A 23,739-nucleotide genomic window follows, 5' to 3' on the forward strand; every position below is an offset into this window, starting at 1 on the left:
ATCTTTGACCGTTCTAAATTCATGATTTAAATAACGGCAGCACATAAAGTATTGTCTAATCATTTTTTTTCTTTGCTGATCTTAACAAAACCGGTGCTAGTATTAATCAGTAAACATTAATTATTCAAAGCAATCTCTATATTTAAAGCATCAAATACGCAACAGCCTAATTAAACCCAGATGAATTCCTTAAAAACAGGTATTACGTTCTCTTTATTTTTAATTTTCAATACCTTAATCTCAATAGCACAGCCAAACAAAAAGACCGCTCCTAAACCATCGCCAAACAGTCCCGAACAGCTTTTTTTAAATCCACCCGAATCGGCAAAACCTGGTGTATTATGGATGTGGATGGGCGCCAATGTAAGTAAACAGGGGATAACAAAGGATTTAGAAGCGCTTAAGGAAGAAGGCTTTAATTCAACAACTATGCTGGGCCTTGCAGATATAACTAATCCATGGGGAAGTCCGATAGATAAGGGCCTTACACCGGAAGTTATTGCATGGACAGAACCGTGGTGGAAATTGGTAAAACATGCCGCTGAAGAATCAAAAAGGCTAAAAATGACCATGGGCCTGTTTAATGGGGCCGGTTATGCCACTAGCGGCGGTGTTTGGATAACCCCCGAGCTTTCTATGCAGCAAATATGCTGGTCGCAAAAAACGGTAAAAGGAAAAAAGGGGCAGCAGGAGATAAATCTGGATAAACCTAAAGTTGATATTCATGCCAATGCGCGTTTCCCAAAGTATAATCCTAAAAACGGTAAAATAGAAATCCCCGAGATCCCTGAGCGCAAAACGTATTATAAAGATATTGCGGTGCTGGCCATGCCTGCAAAAGATACCGTGCTCAAAAAAAATATCATTGATTTGACCCCGCTAATGACACCCGATGGAAAATTGCAATGGGATGCCCCCGAAGGCGATTGGGTAGTATATAGATTTGGCCATACCACATTGGGTGAACAGGTACAGCCTGCACAATGGCAGGCCACAGGCCTTGAATGCGATAAAATGAGCCGGGAAGCGGTTGAGTTTCATATGGACCATGTAATAGGTGAAATTAAAAGTCACCTTGGCGACCTGGTGGGCAAAACAATTGATCACGTTTATTTTGACAGCTACGAGGAAAACGATGCAACCTGGACCCCAAAAATGCGTGAACAGTTTTCGTCTCGCAGAGGGTACGACCTGCTTCCATACCTGGCAGTATTTGCCGGCCGAACTATTGAAGGCCGGGAACAAACCGACCGTTTCAGGCAAGATTTTTCGGCCACCGTTCAGGATCTTTACCGGGATGTTTATTTTACAACTATTGCAAAAAAGCTTAAAGCAGTTAATCTTAAATTTTTATGCGAAGCATATGGTGGCCCCTGGCGTACCGATGATGTGCTGCCATTGGTATCAAACGTTATGGGAGAGTTTTGGACCCATGATGGTATTTATTCTCCTTACGAGCTTGAAAACGTGATTACCTCCTTAAGAAGATCCAATCAAAACATCCTGGCGGCAGAGGCATTAACTGGTCAGCCGGCCGATAGTAAGTGGAATGAAACGCCTGCATGGTTAAAGCCTGTGGCTGATGAAGCCTTTTGCGCCGGCGTTAACAAAATAATAGTACATCGCTTTGTTCAGCAGCCCTGGGATGACAAATATCTGCCAGGCGCTACAATGGGGCAATGGGGAACCCATTTTGACCGTACACAAACCTGGTGGAAACCAGCAAAAGCCATAGTTCATTATTGGCAGCGTTGCGAAGCTGTACTGCAATGGGGGCGTTATGTACCGAATTCATTAAATGATTTTGGTTTGCAGTTAAGTAATATGGATATGGTGATCAAAAATATCCACAGAAAAGAAAACAATACGGATATTTACTTTGTGGCAAATACCTCCCATTATCCCGGCCAGGCAAATTGCACCTTCAACGTTGCCGGCTTGCAGCCCGAATTATGGGACCCAGTATCAGGTACAATCAGAGATCTCAATCAGTTCACACAAAAAAACGGTAAAACCAGTATCACTTTAAGTTTTGAGGATGCGCAAAGCTTCTTCATCGTTTTCAGAAAAAAAATTCTAAACGTTGGGTTAGTTCATAAACCAAATTTCATAGCCAGTAAATCAGTACTTGACCTCGATGGCCCTTGGATGGTGAAATTTGATGCGCTTTGGGGAGGCCCTGCAACGCCTGTAAAATTTGAAACATTAACGGATTGGAGCAAAAGCAGCGATAAAGGAATTAAATATTATAGCGGTACGGCCGTTTATTCCAAATCATTTACCATACCCGCCGCTGATCTTGTAAAATTAAATCATGTGGTTTACCTGGATTTGGGCACGGTTAATTGCATAGCCAAAGTTTTTGTGAACAATAAAGAGGCTGGGATTGTGTGGACAGCCCCATGGAGGATCGGCATTCCATCTGCCCTGCTAAAATCAACCAATGAATTAAAGATTGAAGTAACCAATGTTTGGGCCAACAGGTTAATTGGTGATGAGCAGGAACCCAGCGATATGAAATGGCTGCCCAACCAGTATATTTATAATAGCGGCCAATACCTGAAAGAATTTCCGGATTGGTTCATCAACAACACACCACGGCCTTCAAAAGGAAGATATTGCTTTACAACATGGAACTATTTTGACAGCCATTCCAAATTAGCATCATCAGGGTTGTTAGGTCCGGTAAAAATTGAGGAAGATGAGTTTTAATCTTAGTGCGTTAATAGCAGGCAGATAACAAACCCGCCTAAACATAAAAGGAGCAAAGTTTTTCGCTTTGCCCCTTTTACTTTCGTATTTAGATCTTTAATTACTTGCCGATTCTATGGATCAAGCGGATCAAGCGGGTCCATATGCAGGCTTTCCAGCACGGGGTAAAAAACAATATCGTGATTGGAGATACTTTTTTTATCCCGATAAGGCAAATAACCAAGCTCATGCAGGTTACGGTCGTCAAAAGCTTTTTTTGCGGCACTGTCATGCTGGCTCTTGCTGGTTACAAATACCGAAGGTTTGTCAAGTGGCATCCCATAACGGATCATTAACCGGTCAGCATTCCTGATATTGGTTGTTGTGTGGCGTGCATGCGGATCAATGATAATGGCATCCTCCGCAATATGGAATTTTTGCACCAGGTACTTTTTCATCTCTATAGCTTCGCAATAAGGGCCACGGAAAGGGTAGCAATATCCGCCGCTAACAATTATAAACGGAGCCCAGCCTTTTAAATAGCGTGCAGCTGCCACATCGCAATGGATCTTATTATCAGGGCTAATAGGGGTGGTAAACAACTCAGGGCCGTTGCCGGGTATTACAATAGTAGCATACGGATATTTACTCCATTGTACCTGCTTTATCTTTTCAACCGCCTTTTTATTGTCTTTTTGTTCCATAGGCTCAAAACGGGCCGGTTCGTCCCTGTCATTCGCGTCCATCAGGTGCATGGCTACTGCCAGCGATGGCTGGTAAAACTGTTTCAGATCACCTGATTGCTCATCAAGCAAGGCAAACATATCTTTCATTACCGTACGATAATAACGGCTTGTTACTACGTAGCTTGGCGAATCAATACGCGGATAACGCATTTTTTTGCCTAAGCCAAATTGATCAATGATATAGTTAATGCCATACACATACTGTACCCATGCTTTTAAAAGCAGATCGGCATTGCTTAAGCCAACAAAGCGCTGGTAATATCCCGAAGGCCGCAAATGATGGTTGATCATTAAATCAAAATCTGCCTGATGAGCTTTGTATAACGAAAGGACGTTTTCAGCAAGCTGCACGGAATCATCTTTAGTATATTTGAAACCACCAACCAGCGATTCAGGATGGCTACAAGTATCAGTAGCATGATTTTTAAGCAGGGTTAACCTGTCGCTAAATAGCTGCTTAAAGTAAGCATTCTCATTAAACAGCTTTTTCACCGCAGGCGACTGATCAATAACCGTAAGCAGGTAAAAATCTTTATCGGCAACTAAATTACCCGAATGCAGGAAATGATAATTCTTATCGTATCCCGCTCCCTGCTTTGTTTGGGCTATGGCACTTATGCTGATCATCAGCATAAATACCATAAACAAACAGGCAAAGGGCTTATATATTCTTTTGTTTTTCATGTTCGTTTAATTAATTACCCCTTATCAATAACCCGGGTTCTGGTACATTTTTACGGGATCGAGCTTTGTTTCATTAAACGGAATTGGGTAATACCTGTCCTTCGTGCTAAAATTCGACAACAGCGCCGAACCAAAATTGACCTGGCTTTTATTATGGAAATAAGTTACCAGTTCATCAGTAGTAAAGGTCCGTAACAGATCAAACCAGCGGTGATGCTCAAAGGCAAGCTCCACACGCCTTTCGTGCAATATGGCTAATTTGAGGGTTGGATAGCTGGTGCTGTAAGTTGAGTTAAGCGATGAAATTTCATAAGTAGGCATCCCTGCCCTGGTACGCACCTGGTCGAGGTATTGAATGGCAACGGTATTGTTACCCAGGTACATGTTAGTTTCGGCCAGCATCAAGACAACATCAGCATAACGCATCAGGATCCAATCGTTACCGCCGTACCCATTTTTGCCTGCGCCCGAGCTTACATCTCTGAATTTGGTCACATACCAGTCTTTAACCGTTGCCGCATTGGCATACTTAATTGAAAATGCCATCCGCGGGTCGCCGTTTTCATACTCGTTTACCAAATCATGTGTCACATTATCGCCTACACTTGTTGATGGCTTTTGCGAATCAGTGGTTTCACCTATGGCCTGGCTGTTTGCCGCTATGCTTGAGCTGTAAACGGGATCGCCCTGGATGTTCACTATCTGCCAGATCAACTCCGGACAGGTAGATTTTTTGGTTACATCAAAAACATCGGTGTAAGGAACTTCCTGCAGGTTACCAAAGGTTTTAAAACTGTATGCCTTGTTGAGATAAGTTAAAGCATTATTCAGGTTAGCAGTGGTGTTAGCAGGATCTTCTGTAGTTGCCATGGTTAAATATACCTGGCCAAGCAATGTGTTTGCCGCAGCCAGTGAAATACGCCCTATTACACCTGTAGATTGTGTTGCAGGCAGCGGGCTGTTAACGGCATCTTTAAGGTCGGCTACTACCTGGGCATACACGGCTGCCTGCGGCGTGCGCAATGTATTAGCTGTAATATCGGCAGTTGTGGTTAGCTGTTTAGTTACCAGCGGAACATCTCCCCACTCGCGAACCAGGTGAAAATACATAAGGGCGCGGATAAACTCAGTTTCGGCCTTGTATTGCTGTTTGGTTTCGGGTTTTGCAAAAGTTACTTTATCAATGTTTGATAATATGATGTTACAATTTGATACCACCGAATACATAGCCAGCCAATGCGTATACAAATAACTATTGGTAGGGATCAGCGAAAAGTTATTGAACCCAAAAGGCTCACCGGCATTTGATTGGTTATCATTTGTACCTGTATCGTCTGAACGCTGATCAGTCCAAAGGTCGCTCCCCTCTCCTATGGTATTACCACTTCTTAATAAAGCATAGCAACCATTAACGGCAAGCAATACATCATTCTCTGTTCTGAAATAATTACTCACGGCAATAGCGTCAGGATCATTTTGTGTCAAAAAATCCTTTTTGCACGAACCCAGAACAAATAATGTTACAAGGCAAAATAATTTTATGTTTATATTCTTCATTTTATTGAGAATTAGTTTTTTATTAAAATGTTGCTTTTATACCAAGGTTATAGGCACGCACCAATGGGTAAACACCATAATCAATTCCGGGCGAAAGGTTTGAACCTTGCGAACCGCCATAGGTATAGTCATAATTAACTTCGGGGTTATAACCCTTATACTTTGTAATAGTAAAAGCATTGTTAACCGAGCCGTAAATTTTAAGGGCGTTTAAACCCAGGTTGCGCATAATGTATTGCGATTTCAGGTTATAGCCCAGCGTCATATTGGTGTTTCTTAAGAAAGAGCCATCCTGCAGGTAAAAGGTTGATAACCTTGTGCTGTTACTTTGGGTGCCACCGCGCGATGCCCGGTAAACCGTCCCGTTGCCCGGGTTTACCGGGCTGCGGTAACGGTTAGCAACATCCTCGTACTGGTTGCCTGAACCTTCCATGTTGTACAGGTAATAATCCTGTCCGTCAAGCACCTGGTTACCATATGAGCCTGCAAATGCCGAGCTGAAATAGAAGTTTTTATAGGTTGCATTTATGGCAAAGCCATAAGTGAATTTAGGATATGGGTTACCAATAATGCCTGCGTCTTTACTATTAATTATACCATCGCCGTTAGGGTCAGCAAAATAAAGATCGCCAACCGCCAGCGGGGTAGTTGAAAATGAAGACCGCGGAGGCCCTTTAAGCTTATAGCCGGCAGGGAATGAATGCGTTGTAGCGTTATAATTTGCATTATCAATGGCTATATTGGCAAGATCTGATTCTTTAACTATCCCGGCTACTTTATAGCCATAAAACATACCTATAGGAGAGCCTTGCTGTGTAATACTGGTTAAGTATGACCGCTCAGCACCCGCCGTAATTATGGTATTGTTACCACCAAGGTTTAGTACTTTATTGCGATTTATGGAGATATTGCCGCTAAGGTTTAAAGTAAAATCTTTACCTGCAATGGCCTTACCATCTACCTGTATATCAAACCCTTTATTACTTACTTTTGAGTTAGCTAAATTGGTAAGGATAGTTGAACTTCCTGAAACAGCAGAGATCGGCTGATTAAACAATAGGTTGTAGGAATAACTAAGATAATAATTGGCAATAATGAAAAGGCGGCCTTTAAGCAAACCCAAATCAGCGCCAAAATTATATTGTGAAGTTGATTCCCATCCTAATTTACTGTCTTTAATATTGCCCGCAGTAAGAGCAGGGGCCAAACTTCCCGTACCAAATACTGCGTTTGAGGGCGAATTATATACACGCTGCGTATTATAGTTACCAATATTGTTATTACCGCTTAAGCCCCAGCTTGCACGTATTTTAACAGTTGATTGATCGCCCAGCCAGCTGTGGTAAAAAGGTTCGTCAGACAAGTTCCAACCGGCGGATACGGAAGGGAATGATGCGTAGCGGTTATCAGCGCCAAAACGTGAAGAACCATCCGTACGGAATGAAGCCGAAAGGAAGTATTTACTGTCGTAATTATAATTCACCCTTGCAAGGTATGAGAGCAATGTATAGGTCTGGTAACCTGTTGGTTGCGTACCCTCTGGCGCACCGCTGGTTATCAGTGTAATGTTACTTGGTGAGGCGCCTGTTATATTCGGCACATTATCATTCTGAAAGCCAATACCCTGAACAGTAAGTACATTGTTCACTGTTTTTTGAGCTGTATAGCCTGCCAGTCCGTCAATATGGCTTTTACCAAACTGTTTGGAGTAGTTGAGGGTAAATTCGCCCAGTTGATCCTGGTAATTAACTGTTTGCTGTATAGCTTTGGCTGCTGCTACCGATTGTGATGAATAAGGCGGATTTGCACCATTACTAATGCTGGTAGGCAGGTAATAATTGTAATTTTCGCCATAGGTTTGCATCCCTAAATTTGCGTTAAACACCAGGCCATTGAAAATGGTATAACCGGCGTGTACATTGTAAGTTGCCCGGTTACCCACACGGTTTATCTTGATCCGTTCGGCTGTTGCAATCGGGTTTTCAATTGATTGATAACCGTAAGCCGGTGATTGTGAGGCAGCCAGGTTTGTAGCAATACTGCCATCAGCATTATACGCAGGGAAAAACGGCATATAAATTAATGCGCCAAAAGCAGGACTATGATCCCAGCGGCCATCCTGAGTTTCCTGGTTGGTATTTTGGGTAAATGATATATTAGCACCCACTTTAAGGTTTTTGCCTATTTTGCCGTCAACATTAGCCCGCAGGTTAATTCGTTGCTGGCCTGTACCTAACATAATACCGGGCTGATCCTGGTAACCGGCGCTAAAATAATAGCCTGTACCATTTGAGTTGCCGGTGAAAGACAGGTTATGACTCTGGGTTACAGCGTTCCGGTACAATTCGTCCTGCCAATCAGTATTAACAGTTTGATGAATGAGCGATTGATTTGCAAAATTATAAAGTGTTGCAGGGATACTTACCGAAGCCGCATTGCCTACGTTTGTAATACGGGTAGCATTATTGTCTGAATACATAGCATCGTTCCAGGTATGGCCGGTGCTTGTCCAAAGGTCATGATAAGTATCGTTACGCCCATCAATTACCAGTTGTGCAAACTGGTCTGAATTTAAAAGATTAACTTTTTTAGCTAACTGGTTTATCCCAACCTGGTAATCATATTCAAACTTACCTTTGGCGTCTTTCTTAGCGCCATGCTTGGTGGTGATAAGCACTACGCCACCAGCTGCCCTTGAACCATAAATTGCCGCTGATGCAGCATCTTTTAATATATCAATTGATTCTATGTCTTCAGGGTTGATAAATAAATCGTTACCTGTTGCATAACCATCAACTACATACAAAGGGTCAGAGCTGGCATTGATTGATCCCACACCTCTTACGGTGATCTTGGTGCTTTGATAAGGCGCGCCTGTTATTTGCGAAACCTGCACACCTGCTACTTTACCAACCAGGGCCTGCCCAACAGTTGGTGCTGTTAAATTCAGCTCGTCGGCCTTAACACTGGCTACTGCGCCCGTAAAATCGCTTTTACGTACGGTTTGGTAACCAATTGCAACTACCTCATTCAGGATGTTGGTTGCAGGCTGTAATTTTATGTTCAACTCGGTTTGGGTGCCAACAACAACTTCTCGAGTGGTATAACCAACAAATGAGAAAACCAGTGTTGCACCAGGTTCAACAGTAACACTGAATTTACCATTAACATCAGTGGCTGCCCCCTTGTGCGATACCTTTTCATAAACGCTTACGCCGGGAATGGGCTCGTTTTTTTCATCAACCACCACCCCGGTTATCTTTATTACGTTTTGCTGTATTGCAGGTGACTCCTTGGGTGTCAAAGGCGCTTTTTCAACTTTTATCAGCACGTGGTAATCATCAACCTGGCTAATAGTTCCCTTATAGTCTTTTAATAATTGTTTCAATATCTCGCTAACTGTTTTATTATTTACATTAAGCGATACCTGTTTTTTAACATCAATGGCGTTATCATACCCAATTATAAATTCTGTTTTTTGCTCTATAAGCTTAAAAATATCCTTAAGCGCCACGTTATTGGCAATAATCGTGATCCGGGTATTGTTAATAGTTTGCCCATCGGCGGCATAGGCCGGTGTACCCATTTGCAATAAAAATATAATTGAGAGTATGGGCGGAAGTATTAAAGTTATAAACTTCCTTATTAAATGGTTTGAATGTTTGATTCGATAAAAATTTTGCATTTTTGATGAATTTTTAATGATTGTTACGATCGTTTTAAAGACAAGCGCTACTTTAGCGCCTGGTGTAAACAGGGGATGTTCCACCATTCCCTGTTTTAAAAAATTGACTCCTATTTCATATTTCTACAATTTTTAAGATTAATTACTACCACCTTGTCTTTGATACTGTAAGTTATCCCGGCAAGGCGGGTCATTACATTTAATACATGGTCAACAGGCTCATTATTAAAGCTCACGGTGTATCGCCTGCATGCTGAGCGACCGTTCAGTTTTACGCTTACGTTGTACCACCGTTCAAGCAAAGGGGCAATTTCCCCGAATGAAGCGTTATCAAAACTTAGCTTATTTTGCTGCCAGGCAATTACATCGGAGGTTTTAACCGGGCTTATGGCGTGGCTATTGTCCCGCTCATTATACACCAGTTGCTGGTTGCGGGTAATAGCAGCGGCATACAATTCAAATTGTCCGTTTGGCTTATTTTTTCCCACTTGCACTTTACCGCTTTCAACCGCAACATGTATTTCTCTGTCTTCGGGATAGGCTTTTACATCGAACGCTGTACCCAGGTCGGTAATAAGCAATTTGCCCGAATGAATGGTAAATGGTTTAGCCGCGTTGTGTTTTACTTCAAAGTAGGCCTCTCCTGAGAGTGACACTTCTCTTGATTTAACATTGTAGTTTGAAGGGATCCGGATCGCGGAGCCTGAATTAAGGAAAACCGTACTGCCGTCTGCCAGTAACAAGTTCTTTTTTTCGCCTTTTGGTACAGAGATCAGCGTATAAGAAATTACTGAAGCTTTTTTGGTTGCAGTGTGCTGGTATTTAAACAATACAATACCAAATGCAACTAGTATTACAGCCGCCGCCTGTAAATACCTGTTATAAATAAGCAGTCGCCGCGGCTTAAATAACATCCGGTCAATCGCATCATCCATTGGGGCAAAGAGTGCAATCTTTTCCGTTTCGTTTAATTCAGTTTTCTGTTCTTTTTCAAGGTCAGCGAACCAGGTTTCAACTATTATTCGTTCCTGCTCATTTGCTTGCTCTGATTGATACCGCTCAAATAAATTCTTAATCCTGTTGTCCACTATAAGTGCTTTTCATATAGCTCGCATACAAAGGCTGTTTGTCCTTTAAGATAATGTTAACAGTTTGTTACTTTTTCTTACACCCCGGCAAAAACCGCCGGAAAAGTTAAAATAACAAACAAGATCAAAAGTTCAGGGTGGCTGCTCTGAAGGTTTAGCCTAAGGCGTTTCAATGCCTCGGAAACGTTATTGCGGACTGTTTTTTCTGATATATTGAGGATGTCTGCAATTTCGCAGTTCTTTTTCCCTTCATTTTTGCTGAGGGCATAGCATGACCTCATGGTTTCGGGGAGCTGATCAACAAACTGATCTATATGTGAAGTAAGTTCGTTTGCTAGCCTGTGATCTTCGGCAGAATAAGCCAGTTGATCAATTTGTTCAACTAAATAGCTTTCTCCTTTTATCCTGATACTTTTTTTCCGATAGGCTGAAATAACATGATTGCGGCTGAACACATAAAGATATATTTTAAAATCTTTTATCTGGCGCAACTGCTGCCTGTTTGTCCACAGACTGACAAAAATATCCTGGGTAATGTCCCGTGCATCTTCCCTGCTATTGAGCCTTGCATAAACTACACCAAAAACAAATGATTTATATTGCTGATATAATTCCCTGAAAGCAAGAGTGTCGCCATCGCCGCATTTAGTCAGCAGCAACTGTTCTGATAAATTTTTATATATCATAGATTTGCTTTGATAAACTGCGCAAATTTAACATGTGGTTACAGCATGGTTATTAAGCTTGTATTAACAAACCAATACGTTATTCTCCCCGGTTACCAGCCAATATTCATATAGTTCACATTGTTTTTACGTGATGATGTAACAGCTATTCCTTTCAGGCCGCTCCCGGTAAATGCAAAGCCTTCCAGCTCATCGCTTCTTTCATCAACATCAACAACTTTTATAACTTCCTGCTTACCTGATGCAATCGACTTTTCCAGGTTAACATAGGTAAACCGCCATTTACGGCCTTCAATTTGATTTTGGATCAATACTAAAATGCCTTTATCGGCTATGTAATATAAATTTTGCACCCACGGTGTACAAGTAAACTTTTTATAGAGCACACCCGGCTCACTGGTTTTTGAGCAGTTTTTCAGATGTTCCGGATCATATAAACGCACCTCATTACCATGATTGCCATAATCAGCAGTAGCAACATACCATTTATGTTTATAGCTCACATACTCGGGCCGGGTACCCTGGATGCAGGCATCATCTTCAATCGTTTTCAATAAATTACCATCAAGGGTGCCTGTCTTCTGTAACCCGTTCCAGTTTATATAATAGATCATAGCCTTCCATGAGCCCCCTGGCTTTTCGGGTTTTACAGAATTGCCCATAAACACAGGTTCTGAACCATGATAAGCTAAGCCCGTCGGATGATTAATTACATCTTTGCCTTCAACCGTTAACTTATATTCTTTATGATCATATACCAGCGTATCTTTATCAAAAGAAAACTGCCGGATCATACCTACTTCCCTATCGCCATACAAGAAAGCTTTTCCATGCTGGTATGAGATCCCCTGGCAAGCGCCTAATGAGTCGATGGTTACAGATTTTTTTAGATCCATCCGTAAATCGGATGTAAAAATAAAAGCAGTTAGTAGCAGGGTTATTACAAACGTTAGCGTTTTCATAAACAAAACAGGTTAAATATTCATTAAGCAATAGTTATAACCTGCTTTACCTCATCCATGATAAAATTTACAGGTTTTATTATCAGGTATCAGGCACGCAAAAAAACTCACGCTACATTATGCTATAATTAAATTTTCATTATTTATTTAATTTTTTGCTCAACCTTAATACTAATTAACAGCTAGGTCTGCATCCTGAAATAACTTTCATAATATTTGTGTCCTGGAATAATATATGACGAACATTGCCATCTGGATCATTTCATTTATAGCTATAGCCGGTGTTATTATCAGGCCTTTTAAAGTTACAGAAGCTATTTGGGCGGTTTCAGGTGCGGTAATTCTTGTGATTTTTGGTTTAATATTACCCTCCGATGGATTATCCGGCGTACTTAAAGGCACTGATGTTTACCTGTTTTTAACCGGCATGATGCTACTGGCTGAAACAGCAAGAGAAGAAAAACTATTTGACTGGCTTGCGGCACACGCCACTAAGCTGGCTAAAGGCTCGTCAACCCGCCTTTTCCTTTTAATTTATCTTGTTGGAATTGTGGTCACTACCTTTTTATCAAATGATGCTACGGCAGTTGTATTAACACCGGCAGTAGCGGCATCCGTTAAGGCGGCTAAAGTGCAAAAGCCGCTCCCCTATTTACTCATTTGCGCATTTATTGCAAACGCGGCTTCATTTGTGCTGCCAATTTCAAACCCGGCTAATTTGGTCATTTATGGCAGCCATATGCCGCCCTTGCTGCAATGGCTGCCGCAATATATCCTGCCCTCGGTTATTGCCATAGCAGTAACCTATTTTATGCTGCGTTTTACCCAACGGAACGGGTTAAAACAAAAAATCGAAAGCAATATTCCTATCCCTGTACTTCCGCAAGGGGGTAAAACAGCAATTATAGGCATTGCCGCAACAGCCATTATCCTGCTGATATGTTCCGCTTTTGATCTTCAGCTAGGTTTACCCACGGCTATTACCGGTATTTTGACCTCAACCATTGTTATTATTCGGGCAAAAAAAAATCCGCTTATTGTTATCAGAGGCGTTTCCTGGGCCGTTCTCCCGTTAGTTGCCGGGCTGTTTGTAATTGTTGAAGCGCTTAATAAAACCGGGGTTATTGAAACGTTAACTATTTTCCTCCATCAAAATGCAGTGCATTCAGCTGCTAATACAGCCTGGGGCAGCGGTATTATCATCGCCTTTGCCAGTAACCTGGTGAACAACCTGCCGGCCGGTTTAATAGCGGGTAACGCGGTTCAGGCTGCCGGACATGTTCCCGAAATTGTAAAAAGCGCTGTCCTTGTCGGTGTCGATCTGGGACCAAACCTTTCCATAACAGGATCTTTGGCTACTATACTCTGGCTGGTGGCTTTAAGGCGGGAGGGACAAACCATTAGCGCCTGGGCCTTTCTTAAAATTGGCTCGTTAATTATGATCCCATCACTTTTATTGGCAATAGCATCACTGTTGATATAGCTCAAGGAACGTGCAAAATCAGACCCCTATATTATTAAGAAACGCATCCCTGTAGTTTTGGGCAATCGGAATTTCCTTTTGTTTAACAAATACCCGGTTACCTTCAATATGGCTAATCATTGTTTTGTTGATAATGAATGACCGGTGCACCCTGATAAATAACTCGCCCGGCAGCAAGTCGACAAATGAAGAGAAAGGCATTTTTGTTAAGATAGCCGATTCTGCTTTAACTACTTTGGTGTAGTTTCCCTGTGCTTCGGCATACAAACATTCATTGTATGGCACTTTGTATATTTTACCTTCAGCCCTGATAAAAAAATAGCTTGGCTGCGCCGGTTGGTTATTTTCAGGAGCTGGTTTTATAATTTGCTGCAGTTTTTCCCTGGCCTTATCTACTGCAACAATAAACCGCTCTAGTGAAAAGGGTTTAAGCAGATAATCGCAGGCGGCAAGATCAAAAGCATTAACGGCATATTCCTGGAAGGCGGTTGTAAAAATAACTTGGGGGGCATTTTTTAGCGTGTTTAAAAACCCAATCCCGTTCAATACAGGCATATGGATATCCAAAAACAAAAGATCAATTTCATTGGCTAATAAAAGATCTTTAGCCTCCAAAGCGTTTCCGCATTCTGCAACAATATTCAGATATGGCAGGTGGCTGCAATAATTCCTGATAATGCTTCTTGCAACAGGCTCATCGTCTACTACCAGGCAGTTGATCATCAATTTATTCCTTTATCTTTAAATTCAATTCAACATGATACAAATCGTTTTCTGTAGCTTGTTTCAGTTCATAATCATTCCCATATAACAGGTCCAGTCTTTTAATAGTATTAGCCAAGCCTAAACCCGAACCTTCATTAAGCATAGCATCATTATTTTTTTGTTGCTGATATGAATTGCTTACCAGCAAGCAAATAAAGTTACCGGTAATTTTTAATGAAATATCAATATCAATTTCCTGGTTTAGTGTATTTTTTGAATGTTTAAAAGCATTCTCTATAAACACGATCAAAACTTGAGGTGCAATTTTAATACCAGTGTTGTTTACCGGCGCTATATCTGTTACCAGGTTAAGCCGGTCGCTGATCCTGATCTGTTCAAATTCGATGTAGTTTTTAATATATTCTATTTCTTCCTTCAACGGTACAAATAATTTTTTATCTCCATAAACCGTGTAACGCAACAAATGAGATAATTTGAGCAGCAGTGCAGGGATCCGCTCATGTTCCTCAATAGAAATCCCATAAAGATTATTCAGCACATTGAAAAGGAAATGAGGGCTCAGTTGGGACTGTAACAGGCTAAACTCGCCCTCCTTTTGTTCTGCTTTAATTTGGGCGTCCTGTAGCTCTTTTTGCAGGGAAGTCCTTATCAGTTTCAGGAGCATGCCTATTACCAAACCGATTAAAAAGAAAGGCATTGCATCGCGCACTACTTCAATAAACCCTGCATATGGATTGTTGAATACATAGCATACCAATAACCATTTAAAAATAGCCAGGCCAATACAGGCCAATAAGGTATATAAAAAGAAAAGTATAAGTCTCTGTTCAAGATACCATTTTTGGCAAAGCCATCGACCGGTATAAATACAAAACAGGAAGAATAAACAATCTGTAAACGCAGATATAAGGTTATTAAAGCGAAATCCGGTTACGTGTAGAAAATACATCCCAAGTAACAAAAACGCTAAAACAGCGACACAAAAAGTTATATGGACTTTGAGCTTATTGCCGCCGGTTATATACTGACTCATTTTCATACCCCTAAAGTTCAGTAAATAAAGTTGAATAAGAATTTGTGCTGTCGAAAAATGCATTCACGGGGTTGAATGATTTAAAAACGGTGATAAAACAACTTATCCCCATAAAACTTATTTCAGCCACCCATTTTGTGCTATCCATCCCTATAATTTCATAAGCGCCTGTATTCCTTCAAAATTTAAGGATTGTTAAATAAACAGTCTTATTTATGAAACTTAAATTTTTGTTTGCCATTGCCCTGATGATAACTATTTGCTTTAGAGCTTATTCCCAAAACGGTACCGGCAAGATAGGCGGTATGGTTCAGGATGACCAGGGTAAAATATTAACCGGGGCCACCATTGTATTACAAACTGATACAGTAACCACTTCAAAAACCATAAAAATAGCTGATAAAAACGGCGCCTTTGCTTTTAAAAATCTGGCCAAGGGAGCCTATATGATAACCTGCACAAACATTGGCTTCAAAGCATATGCTACGGGTCGTTTAAGGATTGATGAAACCCACCAGGTTATTATATTGCCGGTTATTGTATTACAGGCAGCAAACAAGCAAACTTTAAAAGGAGTAATAGTTACCGCAAAAAGGCCTTTAATTGAACAGAAAATAGACCGGACTATTGTTAATGTAGATGCCATGCTAACCGCTGCAGGCAGTAATGCGCTGGAAGTTTTGTCAAAAAGTCCGGGAGTAATCATTGGACCAAATGATGATATCAGCCTCAATGGTAAAAACAATGTGCTGGTATTAATAGATGACAAGCCCACTTACATGTCGGCACAGGATCTGGCGGCCTACCTGCGAACGTTGCCGGGAGGAGTACTGGATAAACTGGAATTGATGAGTAACCCTCCAGCCAGGTATGAAGCATCAGGAGGAGCTATCATAAATATCGTACTAAAGAAAAATAAGTTATCCGGTTTTAACGGTGGCATAAGCCTGGGATATAACCAGGGCGTATATGCCCGAACCAATGATGCATTAAATATTAACTACCGTACTCCTAAGTTTAACATTTTCAGTAACCTTAGCTACAGCCACGATCAAAATTTTAGTAACGAAACTTATAACCGATATTTTTTCAATAACGATGGCTCTTCCAATTCATCTATAGTACAAAATAGCAGCTACACTTATCTTTCAAATGCATGGAATGGCCGGATTGGATTTGATTATTTTGTTTCACCCAAAACAACAGTGGGGATAATGTTTACCGGCGGTACCAGGCCAAAAACCGATTTGCTTACTTACCAAAGCAACCAATACAATGGGAGTATGCAATTGAACTCCGTAGGCAGAGGTTATACTGATGGAAATTATCAGTCTAAAAACTTTGGCATAAACCTGAACCTGCAGCATAAATTTGACAGCGCAGGCAGGGTGTTAACTATAGATTTAGATCATATTAATTTCAATTCGGGCAGCAACCAGTTTTCACCGGCCTATGTTTACTTACCTGATGGTAGTTTGATAAGTGATCAACAGCGTTTCTTTACTTTGCCATCTAATGTAAATATTTATGCAGGCAAGATAGACTATACACATCCTTTAACAGGTAAGGCAGAATTTGATGCGGGCTTTAAGTCGAGCTATGTGAGTACTGATAATCATTCCAATTGGTTTAACCGGCAAGGGAGCAGCCTGGTTCCTGATTACGGCCAAACCAATCATTTCAGCTACGATGAAAATATTAACGCCGCTTATGTAAATTTAAAAAAGGAATGGAAACGGTGGGGCGCACAAGGCGGCTTTCGTTTGGAGAACACGTTGTCAAAAGGCCACCAGTTTAGTAACCCGGCCATTGCTGATTCTTCATTTACAAAAAGTTATACCAGTTTATTTCCTTCCTTATATCTTTCTTATAAACTGGACTCTGTTGGAAACAACACCCTGGTTTTAAGTTACAGCAAAAGAATTCACCGGCCGGGTTACCAGCAGCTTAATCCTTTTCTATTTTTTCATGACCAGCACTCGTATTCTTCGGGTAATCCGGACCTGGTACCTAACTTTAACCAGTTTTTTGAATTGAGATATACCTATAAACGGTACTTTGGCATCACTGTAGGGTATTGGTCAGGAAACAACGGATTAAATCCTGTAACCCAGTCAATTGGAGACATCTTCATAACAAAACCTTATAATTTTATTAATAACCGCACTTACAGTTTTATACCTTACTTTTCTCTTAACCCCACACAATGGTGGACACTGCATCTCAATGCGGTTTTATTATACATGATAAACAAGGGGTACGCGGGCGGCATAACGATAGATCAGAAGGCAAACGTCCATGAATTTGAAACTTCTAACGAGTTTCGGCTAAGTAAAACTTGGAGTGCCGAATTGGACGGCTTTTTTCCCGGGAAACAGGCTTTCGCTCAAAGCACAGGCGGCTCGGTTTATAATATCAGCGCCGGGGTACAAAAAAGCATTTTACAGGGACTAGGCACAATCCGTTTAAATGCGAATGATATTTTTAATACGCTTGTAAATCATAATCAAACAACTGATATTAACCAGGTCTCGGCATTCTCTACCGGGGAAACAGATACCCGCAGGGTTGGCATATCCTTTACCTATCGCTTTGGCAAGGCTGCAAATGCCCGCAAACGCAATAATACCGGCAGTGCTGAAGATGAAAAAGGCAGAACGAATTAAAAGCGTAACAATTATTGGCCTTCTCCATTCCTGTAATCCTTTGGCGAAATCCCGTTCTTCTTTTTAAACAGTTTTGAAAAATAAAAGATCGATTCAAAGCCGGTATGATAGGCTATCTCATTTATATTTAAAGAGGTGGATGTTAACAATTCCTTAGCCTTATTAAGCCGGATATGCAGGTAATATTGATTAGGCGACTGGCCCGTAGTTTTTTTAAATGCCTGCCTGAATTTCGAATAGCTCATCGGGATCTCATCAAGCAGCTCATCAATTTCGATGGGCTTTTCAATTGATTCGCGCATCCGGAATTTTGCATTGGCAATAGCTTTGCTGGTTTCATCGGTACCTGTATATTCATTTGGGGTGATACTGTTTACCATGCCCAACATTTGTAAGGTGATGCCGCTTATAATTTGATGATAGCCTGAAACGGATGACTTTACACAATCCAGTAATTTATGGAACAACCCTTGCAGCTCTTCATTTAAACCAACATGCACAAAGGGATTTTTTTTATCAAAAAATTGCTGGGCCATTAAATATTCCGGGTAGTTTCCTTTAAAACCCACCCAATATTCCTCCCACCCCGAATTCGGATCAGGCTTATACCGGTGCCAAACACCCGGGAATAAGAAAAAACAAGTCCCCGCACCTATTTCAAACGCGCCAGTTTCTGACGATTCAAAGGCACCCCTGCCCTTTGAAATATAAACAAGGTAATAATCATTCAAGATCCTGCCTTTGTTCCAGGTAAAAGCATGTGTTGCGGGGTGCTCCCTGTTATTTGGATAGATTTGGTTAACATCAACTTTTGAACAGCCAACTGATGTAATAAAAAAGCCCCATTTTTCATCAATTAGAGATGGGGTAAGGTATTTGTTAAAATTATGCATCTGGCTGGGTTGTTTGTTTGATAAGAAATGAAATTACAAAATATATCAAAATGTACAAAAACTATGCATCTTTATATAACAACGCGGCATTGCATAAAGTTATTTTTGGTAAATAAATCTAAATTTTCGTCATTCCACGCGTGCAGTCAGTGTAGCAAATCGCTTTGTTAAGGTATGGTTCAAACATTTTGGATTTTATTATTAAGATATTATAGCTTATGAATAACTTCAAGTACCTGGCTTTTCTTTTATTTTTAGTAGTTACAATAAATGCTTCCGGTCAGCAAAATGCTCCTACAGGTTTGCTGTGTAATTTGTTGTCGCATCCTGAATCGGCTGTTATTACCCATAAAGTTCCTGATTTTGGGTGGATAGTAAATGCCGGCGTAAAGGATGATTACCAAACTGCCTACCACATTGAAGTAGCCAGCTCGCCTTCGCTTTTGCAGGCAGGCAATCCCGATCTGTGGAACACCGGAAAGATTACTTCGGCACAATCAATCAATATAAAATATGAAGGTAAAGCGCTTCAACCAAATAAAAGCTATTGGTGGCGGGTTTGCAGCTGGGGTAAAACCGGCAGACAGTCGGCCTGGAGCAACCTGCAAAAATTCAACACCGGTAATTTTGATGCCGTAAAGATTTGGCCCGATGAGAGTAAATGGGTAGAGCTGCCCAATGAGCAGGGCAAAAAACTCCCTGCCTTTGAAGATCGCGACCCCATTGTTTATTATGACAGAGCACCCGTAAAAACTGTTAAGCAAAAAAACGGGAACATGTTTTATGACTTTAAAAAGGATGCCTTTGCATATTTAACCCTTAACCTGCTATGGGAGCCTGGGGCGGCAAGTGTTGATTCCCTAACCCTTTCTATCGGTGAAAAAGGGATTAGCGACTCAATAGACCAAAAGCCCGGCGGTGGTATTATTTATCAAACCTATAAGATCGGCCTAAAAAAAGGAACTAATGATTATGTGCTGAACATCCCCCGTTTTGTTCCGCAATTTCCCTGGAGCCAGGTAATGCCTTTACAATTGCCTGAGGTGATCCCTTTCCGCTATTGCGAGATCACAGCCATGCCAGGATTAAAAATCAATACCATCATCCAGAAAGCCTTAACCGTAAAGTTTGATAACAATGCATCGGCCTTTAGCTGTTCTGATGACCGCCTTAATCAAATTTATGAGATGTGTAAATATTCAACCATAGCCAACACATTTAATGGTGATTATGCCAACAGCGAGCGTGAACGGATGATGTATGAAGCGGATTGTTATATCCAGCAAATGTGCCATTACGCAATCGACCGTGAGTTTTCTACCGCCCGTTATAGTACCGAAAACCTCATCTACCATGCAAGCTGGCCCACAGAATGGATCTCGCACAGCGTTTTCATGGCCTGGTCTGATTACCTGTATACCGGTAATAAAGGCCTGATAGAGAAATATTATAATGACCTGAAAGCAAAAACATTGGTAGGGCTTGAAACACCTGAAGGGTTAATTAGCTCACGCACCGGCTTACAAACAAAAAGCTTCCTCGCTTCTATCCATTATAACGGAGATCTGCTACATGATATTGACGACTGGCCCGATGCCGACCAGGGAATATACCCAAGCGGCGAAACTGATAATTATGAGCGTAAAGATTACAATACGGTTGTTAATGCTTTTTACTACAGGGCTTTAGTACTGATGTCGCAAATATCACTTGCAACTGACCATAAAGAAGATGCCGCCTTCTTTGCTGAAAAAGCCGAAAAGGTAAAAAAGAAATTTAATGAAGTTTTTTTTGATAGGGTAAGCAAGATCTATATTGATGGCATTGGCAGCAGGCATTCGTCTATCCAGGCAAATTTGTTCCCGCTTGCTTTTGGCTTGGCGCCTGACCTGCATAAAGAAAGCGTGGTAAACTTTGTAAAATCAAAATGGATGGCCTGCGGGGTTTATGCGTCAAATTACCTGATGGAAGGCTTATACAATGCCGAACAGGGATCATATGCCTTAGACCTGATCACCAACGACTCAGATCGTGGCTGGCTTAACATGATCCGCGTAGGCGCAACAATGACCACCGAAGCCTGGGATTTAAAATATGATCCGCAGGATATGAGCTGGAGCCATGCATGGAGCGCCTCCCCTGCTCATATCATTCCACGAAGAATTATGGGAATTCAGCCCGCAGAACCAGGGTTTGGGAAGATAATTATTAAACCCCAGCCTGGCGATCTGAAATGGGCCAAAATGAAACTTCCCACAATACATGGTGATATTTTAACCAGCCTAAACCAGGAGCCGGGCTTATTTTTCAACCTGGATACTACCATTCCGGCAAATACTACAGCTGAAGTATATCTGCCAAAAATAGCTAATAACTATACATTGTTAGTTGATGGGAAGGTTGTTAAGGATGCCAAAGCTAATGAAGCCTGGGTAATTGTTAATAGTCTATCCGGAAGCCATTCTTTTAAGATAAAGAAAAATTGATTAGCTCGCTTTACAACTTCACCTGCAAGGTCTTACGCCTTTGTTGGTGTTGACCAAGAAGGGCGCTAATGATTAAAATAAACGATTAAATAATCAAGCTTAGTTTTTTAGTATCAAAGCAAGTAATGCCTTTATGGGCCTGCTGATACCCTTATACTTTATTTTTATAACGCACAGGAGATTCAATCCTTAAATATAAATTTCACTATTTTGGTCAAAATTGCCTAACAGATAATTTGCCTATGAACGCTGTATTTATGTTTCCGCCTGAAGTACACTTGTTAGACATTACAGGGCCGGCACATGTTTTTTATGAGGCCGCCTGTTATGGAGCACCGGTAACCCTTACTTTTAGCAGTATCTTTAAAGATGAAAAGGCCGGACGGAGCAGTTGTATGTTAGCCTTTGCAGCATTGGTGCCTTTTGACGAGCTGAAACTCCGATCGGGCGATCTTGTTTTTGTGCCCGGATTAGACGGATCGTTGTTGATGAACGAAGAGTTTTTGAAAAAATCCAATCCTTTTCAGCAATGGTTAACACACCAGCATCAACAAGGCGTTATCATTTGTTCTGTGTGCACAGGAGCCTTCCTGCTGGCTGCTGCGGGCTTGCTTAACGGCAAGGCATGCACAACGCACTGGAAATATGCGGAACGATTCAACCAGCGTTACCCAAAAGTAAAATTGCAAATAAATCGCCTGTTTGTTGAAGAGGAAAGGATTTATACCAGTGCGGGCGTATCATCAGGTATTGATCTTGCTTTACATCTTGTTGAAAAATTATGGGGCGGATATTTTGCAGCTCAGATCGCTAAAGAAATAGTGATCTATTTCCGGCGCACTACAGATGACCCGCAGCTGAGCGTATTTACCCAATACCGGAACCACCTGGAGCATCGCATCCATAAAGTGCAGGACAAGTTAGCGCATACACTGGATCAAAAATTCAATTTAGAGCAATTGGCCGAAGAAATAGGGATGAGTTCACGCAACCTGACCCGCTTATTTAAACAGACAACGGGTATCACTATTGGCGAATACCTTGCCGGCCTCCGCTCTGCACGTGCTTTACAGCTTATTAAAGAAGGTCAGAAAATGCAGGCGGTGGCTTTACAATGCGGACTGAAAAGCACTAATCAATTACGCACACTGCTAACAGGCAGTAAAGAGCAGTCAATCAATGTCATTAATTTAACGTGAGTTCGATATAATATTAGTGAAACATTCTTATTATCAAATACTTACATATATTTAATTCTTGATAAATAGTTAAACTTATGATAATCAGCATATTACACCTTGTTCCAGCCGTTCCATTGTGAAAAATGGAACGCTTTGCCGGCATAGATACACAAACTTGCGCTTTGCCTCAACGCGGTTGGAGAAGGGTTTAGGGGAAGGCAGCCGTTTGCTTATGCCGAATTCGCGTTAACTTAATGACATTTGCAGTCGCTGTACTTGTCCGGATATTGCGTATAGCTGTCCTTTTGAAGTCATTGGGTAGTGGTAATTTTGGAAAAAAAACATGAAAATTTCAAAACAAGGTTTATTACTTATCCTTTTTATAGTGTTGAACTCAAATGCTTTTTCACAAGAGAAATTCGCTTATTATTGCCCGCCATGCAATAACGACTGCGATAACGTGGCTTATACAGCACCAGGTAAATGCCCGCATTGCGGAATGACGCTGATTAAAGAAAGTATCAAAACGCACCAAAAAGCCGCTTCTGCCAAACGGTTAACTGTATTGTTTTACTTACAGGATGGCGTAGAAGTGCTTGATTTTGCAGGGCCGCTTGAAGTTTTTTCTTACGCTGGTTTCAACGTTGCCATCGTTTCAAAAACAAAGGATAAGATTGTCTCGCAAGGGGTATTGAAGATCAGCCCTGATTACAGCATAGCGGATGCCCCTAAAGCAGATATTTTAGCTTTTTTTGGAGGCAATGCCGGCAGCGCAGCTAATGACCCTGAAGTAATTGAATGGGTAAAAAAGCAGCAGCCGGATTACTACTTCTCAGTATGTACCGGGGCATTTGTTATAGGCAAAGCAGGATTATTGGATAACCTTACCGCCACTACTTTTCATGAAAGTATTGATGGATTGAGAAAGGCCCTGCCAAAAACTAAAGTTTTATCAAATGTACGCTTTGTGGACAATGGAAAGGTGATGACTACAGCAGGCATCTCGGCAGGAATTGATGGCGCATTGCACCTGGTTGCCAAGATTCGAGGAGAAGCGGAGGCCAAAAGAATAGCAACCTATATGGAATACGATAAATGGGTTCCCGGCGAAGGATTGATTATCCATGCATCCAACTAAATTCCACCCTTCGTTATCTGCAATTGTGAGTTGA

General features: G+C 41.3%; 15 protein-coding genes. 6 read left to right on the top strand and 9 right to left on the bottom strand.

Annotation, left to right across the window (positions count from 1 at the left end; genetic code table 11):
• Nucleotides 1-180 precede the first annotated feature (180 nt).
• A complete protein-coding gene (locus BUE31_RS13695; RefSeq protein WP_073404390.1) occupies nt 181-2,712 on the top strand; it encodes a glycosyl hydrolase in 2,532 nt (843 codons plus the stop codon).
• A gap of 113 nt (nt 2,713-2,825) precedes the next feature.
• Here BUE31_RS13695 and BUE31_RS13700 read toward each other — a convergent pair whose 3' ends face one another.
• The 6 genes from BUE31_RS13700 to BUE31_RS13725 all read right to left on the bottom strand — a co-directional run bounded on the left by BUE31_RS13700 (nt 2,826) and on the right by BUE31_RS13725 (nt 12,099).
• Nucleotides 2,826-4,121, bottom strand: a complete 1,296-nt coding sequence (locus BUE31_RS13700) for a YdcF family protein (protein ID WP_234997820.1) — start codon at nt 4,119-4,121, stop codon at nt 2,826-2,828.
• Nucleotides 4,122-4,145: 24 nt separating this feature from the next.
• Nucleotides 4,146-5,678: a RagB/SusD family nutrient uptake outer membrane protein gene (locus BUE31_RS13705; protein ID WP_143167125.1), complete on the bottom strand. Its 1,533-nt coding sequence runs from the start codon at nt 5,676-5,678 to the stop codon at nt 4,146-4,148.
• A gap of 22 nt (nt 5,679-5,700) precedes the next feature.
• Complete coding sequence (locus BUE31_RS13710; protein ID WP_073404943.1) at nt 5,701-9,363, bottom strand: SusC/RagA family TonB-linked outer membrane protein; 3,663 nt, start codon at nt 9,361-9,363, stop codon at nt 5,701-5,703.
• 110 nt (nt 9,364-9,473) lie between these two features.
• Complete coding sequence (locus tag BUE31_RS13715; protein ID WP_073404391.1) at nt 9,474-10,451, bottom strand: FecR family protein; 978 nt, start codon at nt 10,449-10,451, stop codon at nt 9,474-9,476.
• A gap of 77 nt (nt 10,452-10,528) precedes the next feature.
• Entirely contained in the window at nt 10,529-11,137 is a 609-nt protein-coding gene (locus BUE31_RS13720) for an RNA polymerase sigma factor (RefSeq protein ID WP_073404392.1), read from the bottom strand.
• Nucleotides 11,138-11,229: 92 nt separating this feature from the next.
• Nucleotides 11,230-12,099, bottom strand: a complete 870-nt coding sequence (locus BUE31_RS13725; protein ID WP_073404393.1) for a hypothetical protein — start codon at nt 12,097-12,099, stop codon at nt 11,230-11,232.
• Nucleotides 12,100-12,334: 235 nt separating this feature from the next.
• On the opposite strand from BUE31_RS13725, the gene BUE31_RS13730 reads away from it, so the two are divergent.
• Nucleotides 12,335-13,582: an arsenic transporter gene (locus tag BUE31_RS13730; RefSeq protein WP_073404394.1), complete on the top strand. Its 1,248-nt coding sequence runs from the start codon at nt 12,335-12,337 to the stop codon at nt 13,580-13,582.
• A gap of 18 nt (nt 13,583-13,600) precedes the next feature.
• Here the strand turns inward: BUE31_RS13730 and BUE31_RS13735 are convergent, their stop codons facing one another.
• Entirely contained in the window at nt 13,601-14,305 is a 705-nt protein-coding gene (locus BUE31_RS13735) for a LytR/AlgR family response regulator transcription factor (protein WP_073404395.1), read from the bottom strand.
• 4 nt (nt 14,306-14,309) lie between these two features.
• Nucleotides 14,310-15,341, bottom strand: coding sequence for a sensor histidine kinase (locus BUE31_RS13740; RefSeq protein WP_159440682.1), 1,032 nt, complete (start codon nt 15,339-15,341; stop codon nt 14,310-14,312).
• Between the two features lie 215 nt (nt 15,342-15,556).
• Here BUE31_RS13740 and BUE31_RS13745 point away from each other — a divergent pair, with 215 nt between their 5' ends.
• Nucleotides 15,557-18,007, top strand: coding sequence for an outer membrane beta-barrel protein (locus BUE31_RS13745; protein ID WP_073404397.1), 2,451 nt, complete (start codon nt 15,557-15,559; stop codon nt 18,005-18,007).
• 11 nt (nt 18,008-18,018) lie between these two features.
• Here BUE31_RS13745 and BUE31_RS13750 read toward each other — a convergent pair whose 3' ends face one another.
• Nucleotides 18,019-18,900 carry an AraC family transcriptional regulator gene (locus BUE31_RS13750; protein WP_073404398.1) on the bottom strand — a complete coding sequence of 294 codons (882 nt, stop codon included), beginning with the start codon at nt 18,898-18,900 and terminating at the stop codon, nt 18,019-18,021.
• Nucleotides 18,901-19,118: 218 nt separating this feature from the next.
• Here BUE31_RS13750 and BUE31_RS13755 point away from each other — a divergent pair, with 218 nt between their 5' ends.
• From BUE31_RS13755 to BUE31_RS13765, 3 genes are all read left to right on the top strand, one after another.
• On the top strand, nt 19,119-21,386 hold the full coding sequence (locus BUE31_RS13755; RefSeq protein ID WP_073404399.1) for an alpha-L-rhamnosidase-related protein: 2,268 nt from the start codon (nt 19,119-19,121) through the stop codon (nt 21,384-21,386).
• A gap of 242 nt (nt 21,387-21,628) precedes the next feature.
• Nucleotides 21,629-22,585 carry a GlxA family transcriptional regulator gene (locus tag BUE31_RS13760; RefSeq protein WP_073404400.1) on the top strand — a complete coding sequence of 319 codons (957 nt, stop codon included), beginning with the start codon at nt 21,629-21,631 and terminating at the stop codon, nt 22,583-22,585.
• Nucleotides 22,586-22,910: 325 nt separating this feature from the next.
• Nucleotides 22,911-23,705, top strand: coding sequence for a DJ-1/PfpI family protein (locus BUE31_RS13765; RefSeq protein ID WP_083619884.1), 795 nt, complete (start codon nt 22,911-22,913; stop codon nt 23,703-23,705).
• The last annotated feature ends 34 nt before the right edge of the window (nt 23,706-23,739 follow it).

Origin of the sequence: Mucilaginibacter sp. OK098 (assembly GCF_900142915.1) — a bacterium.
Classification (GTDB): Bacteria; Bacteroidota; Bacteroidia; order Sphingobacteriales; family Sphingobacteriaceae; genus Mucilaginibacter.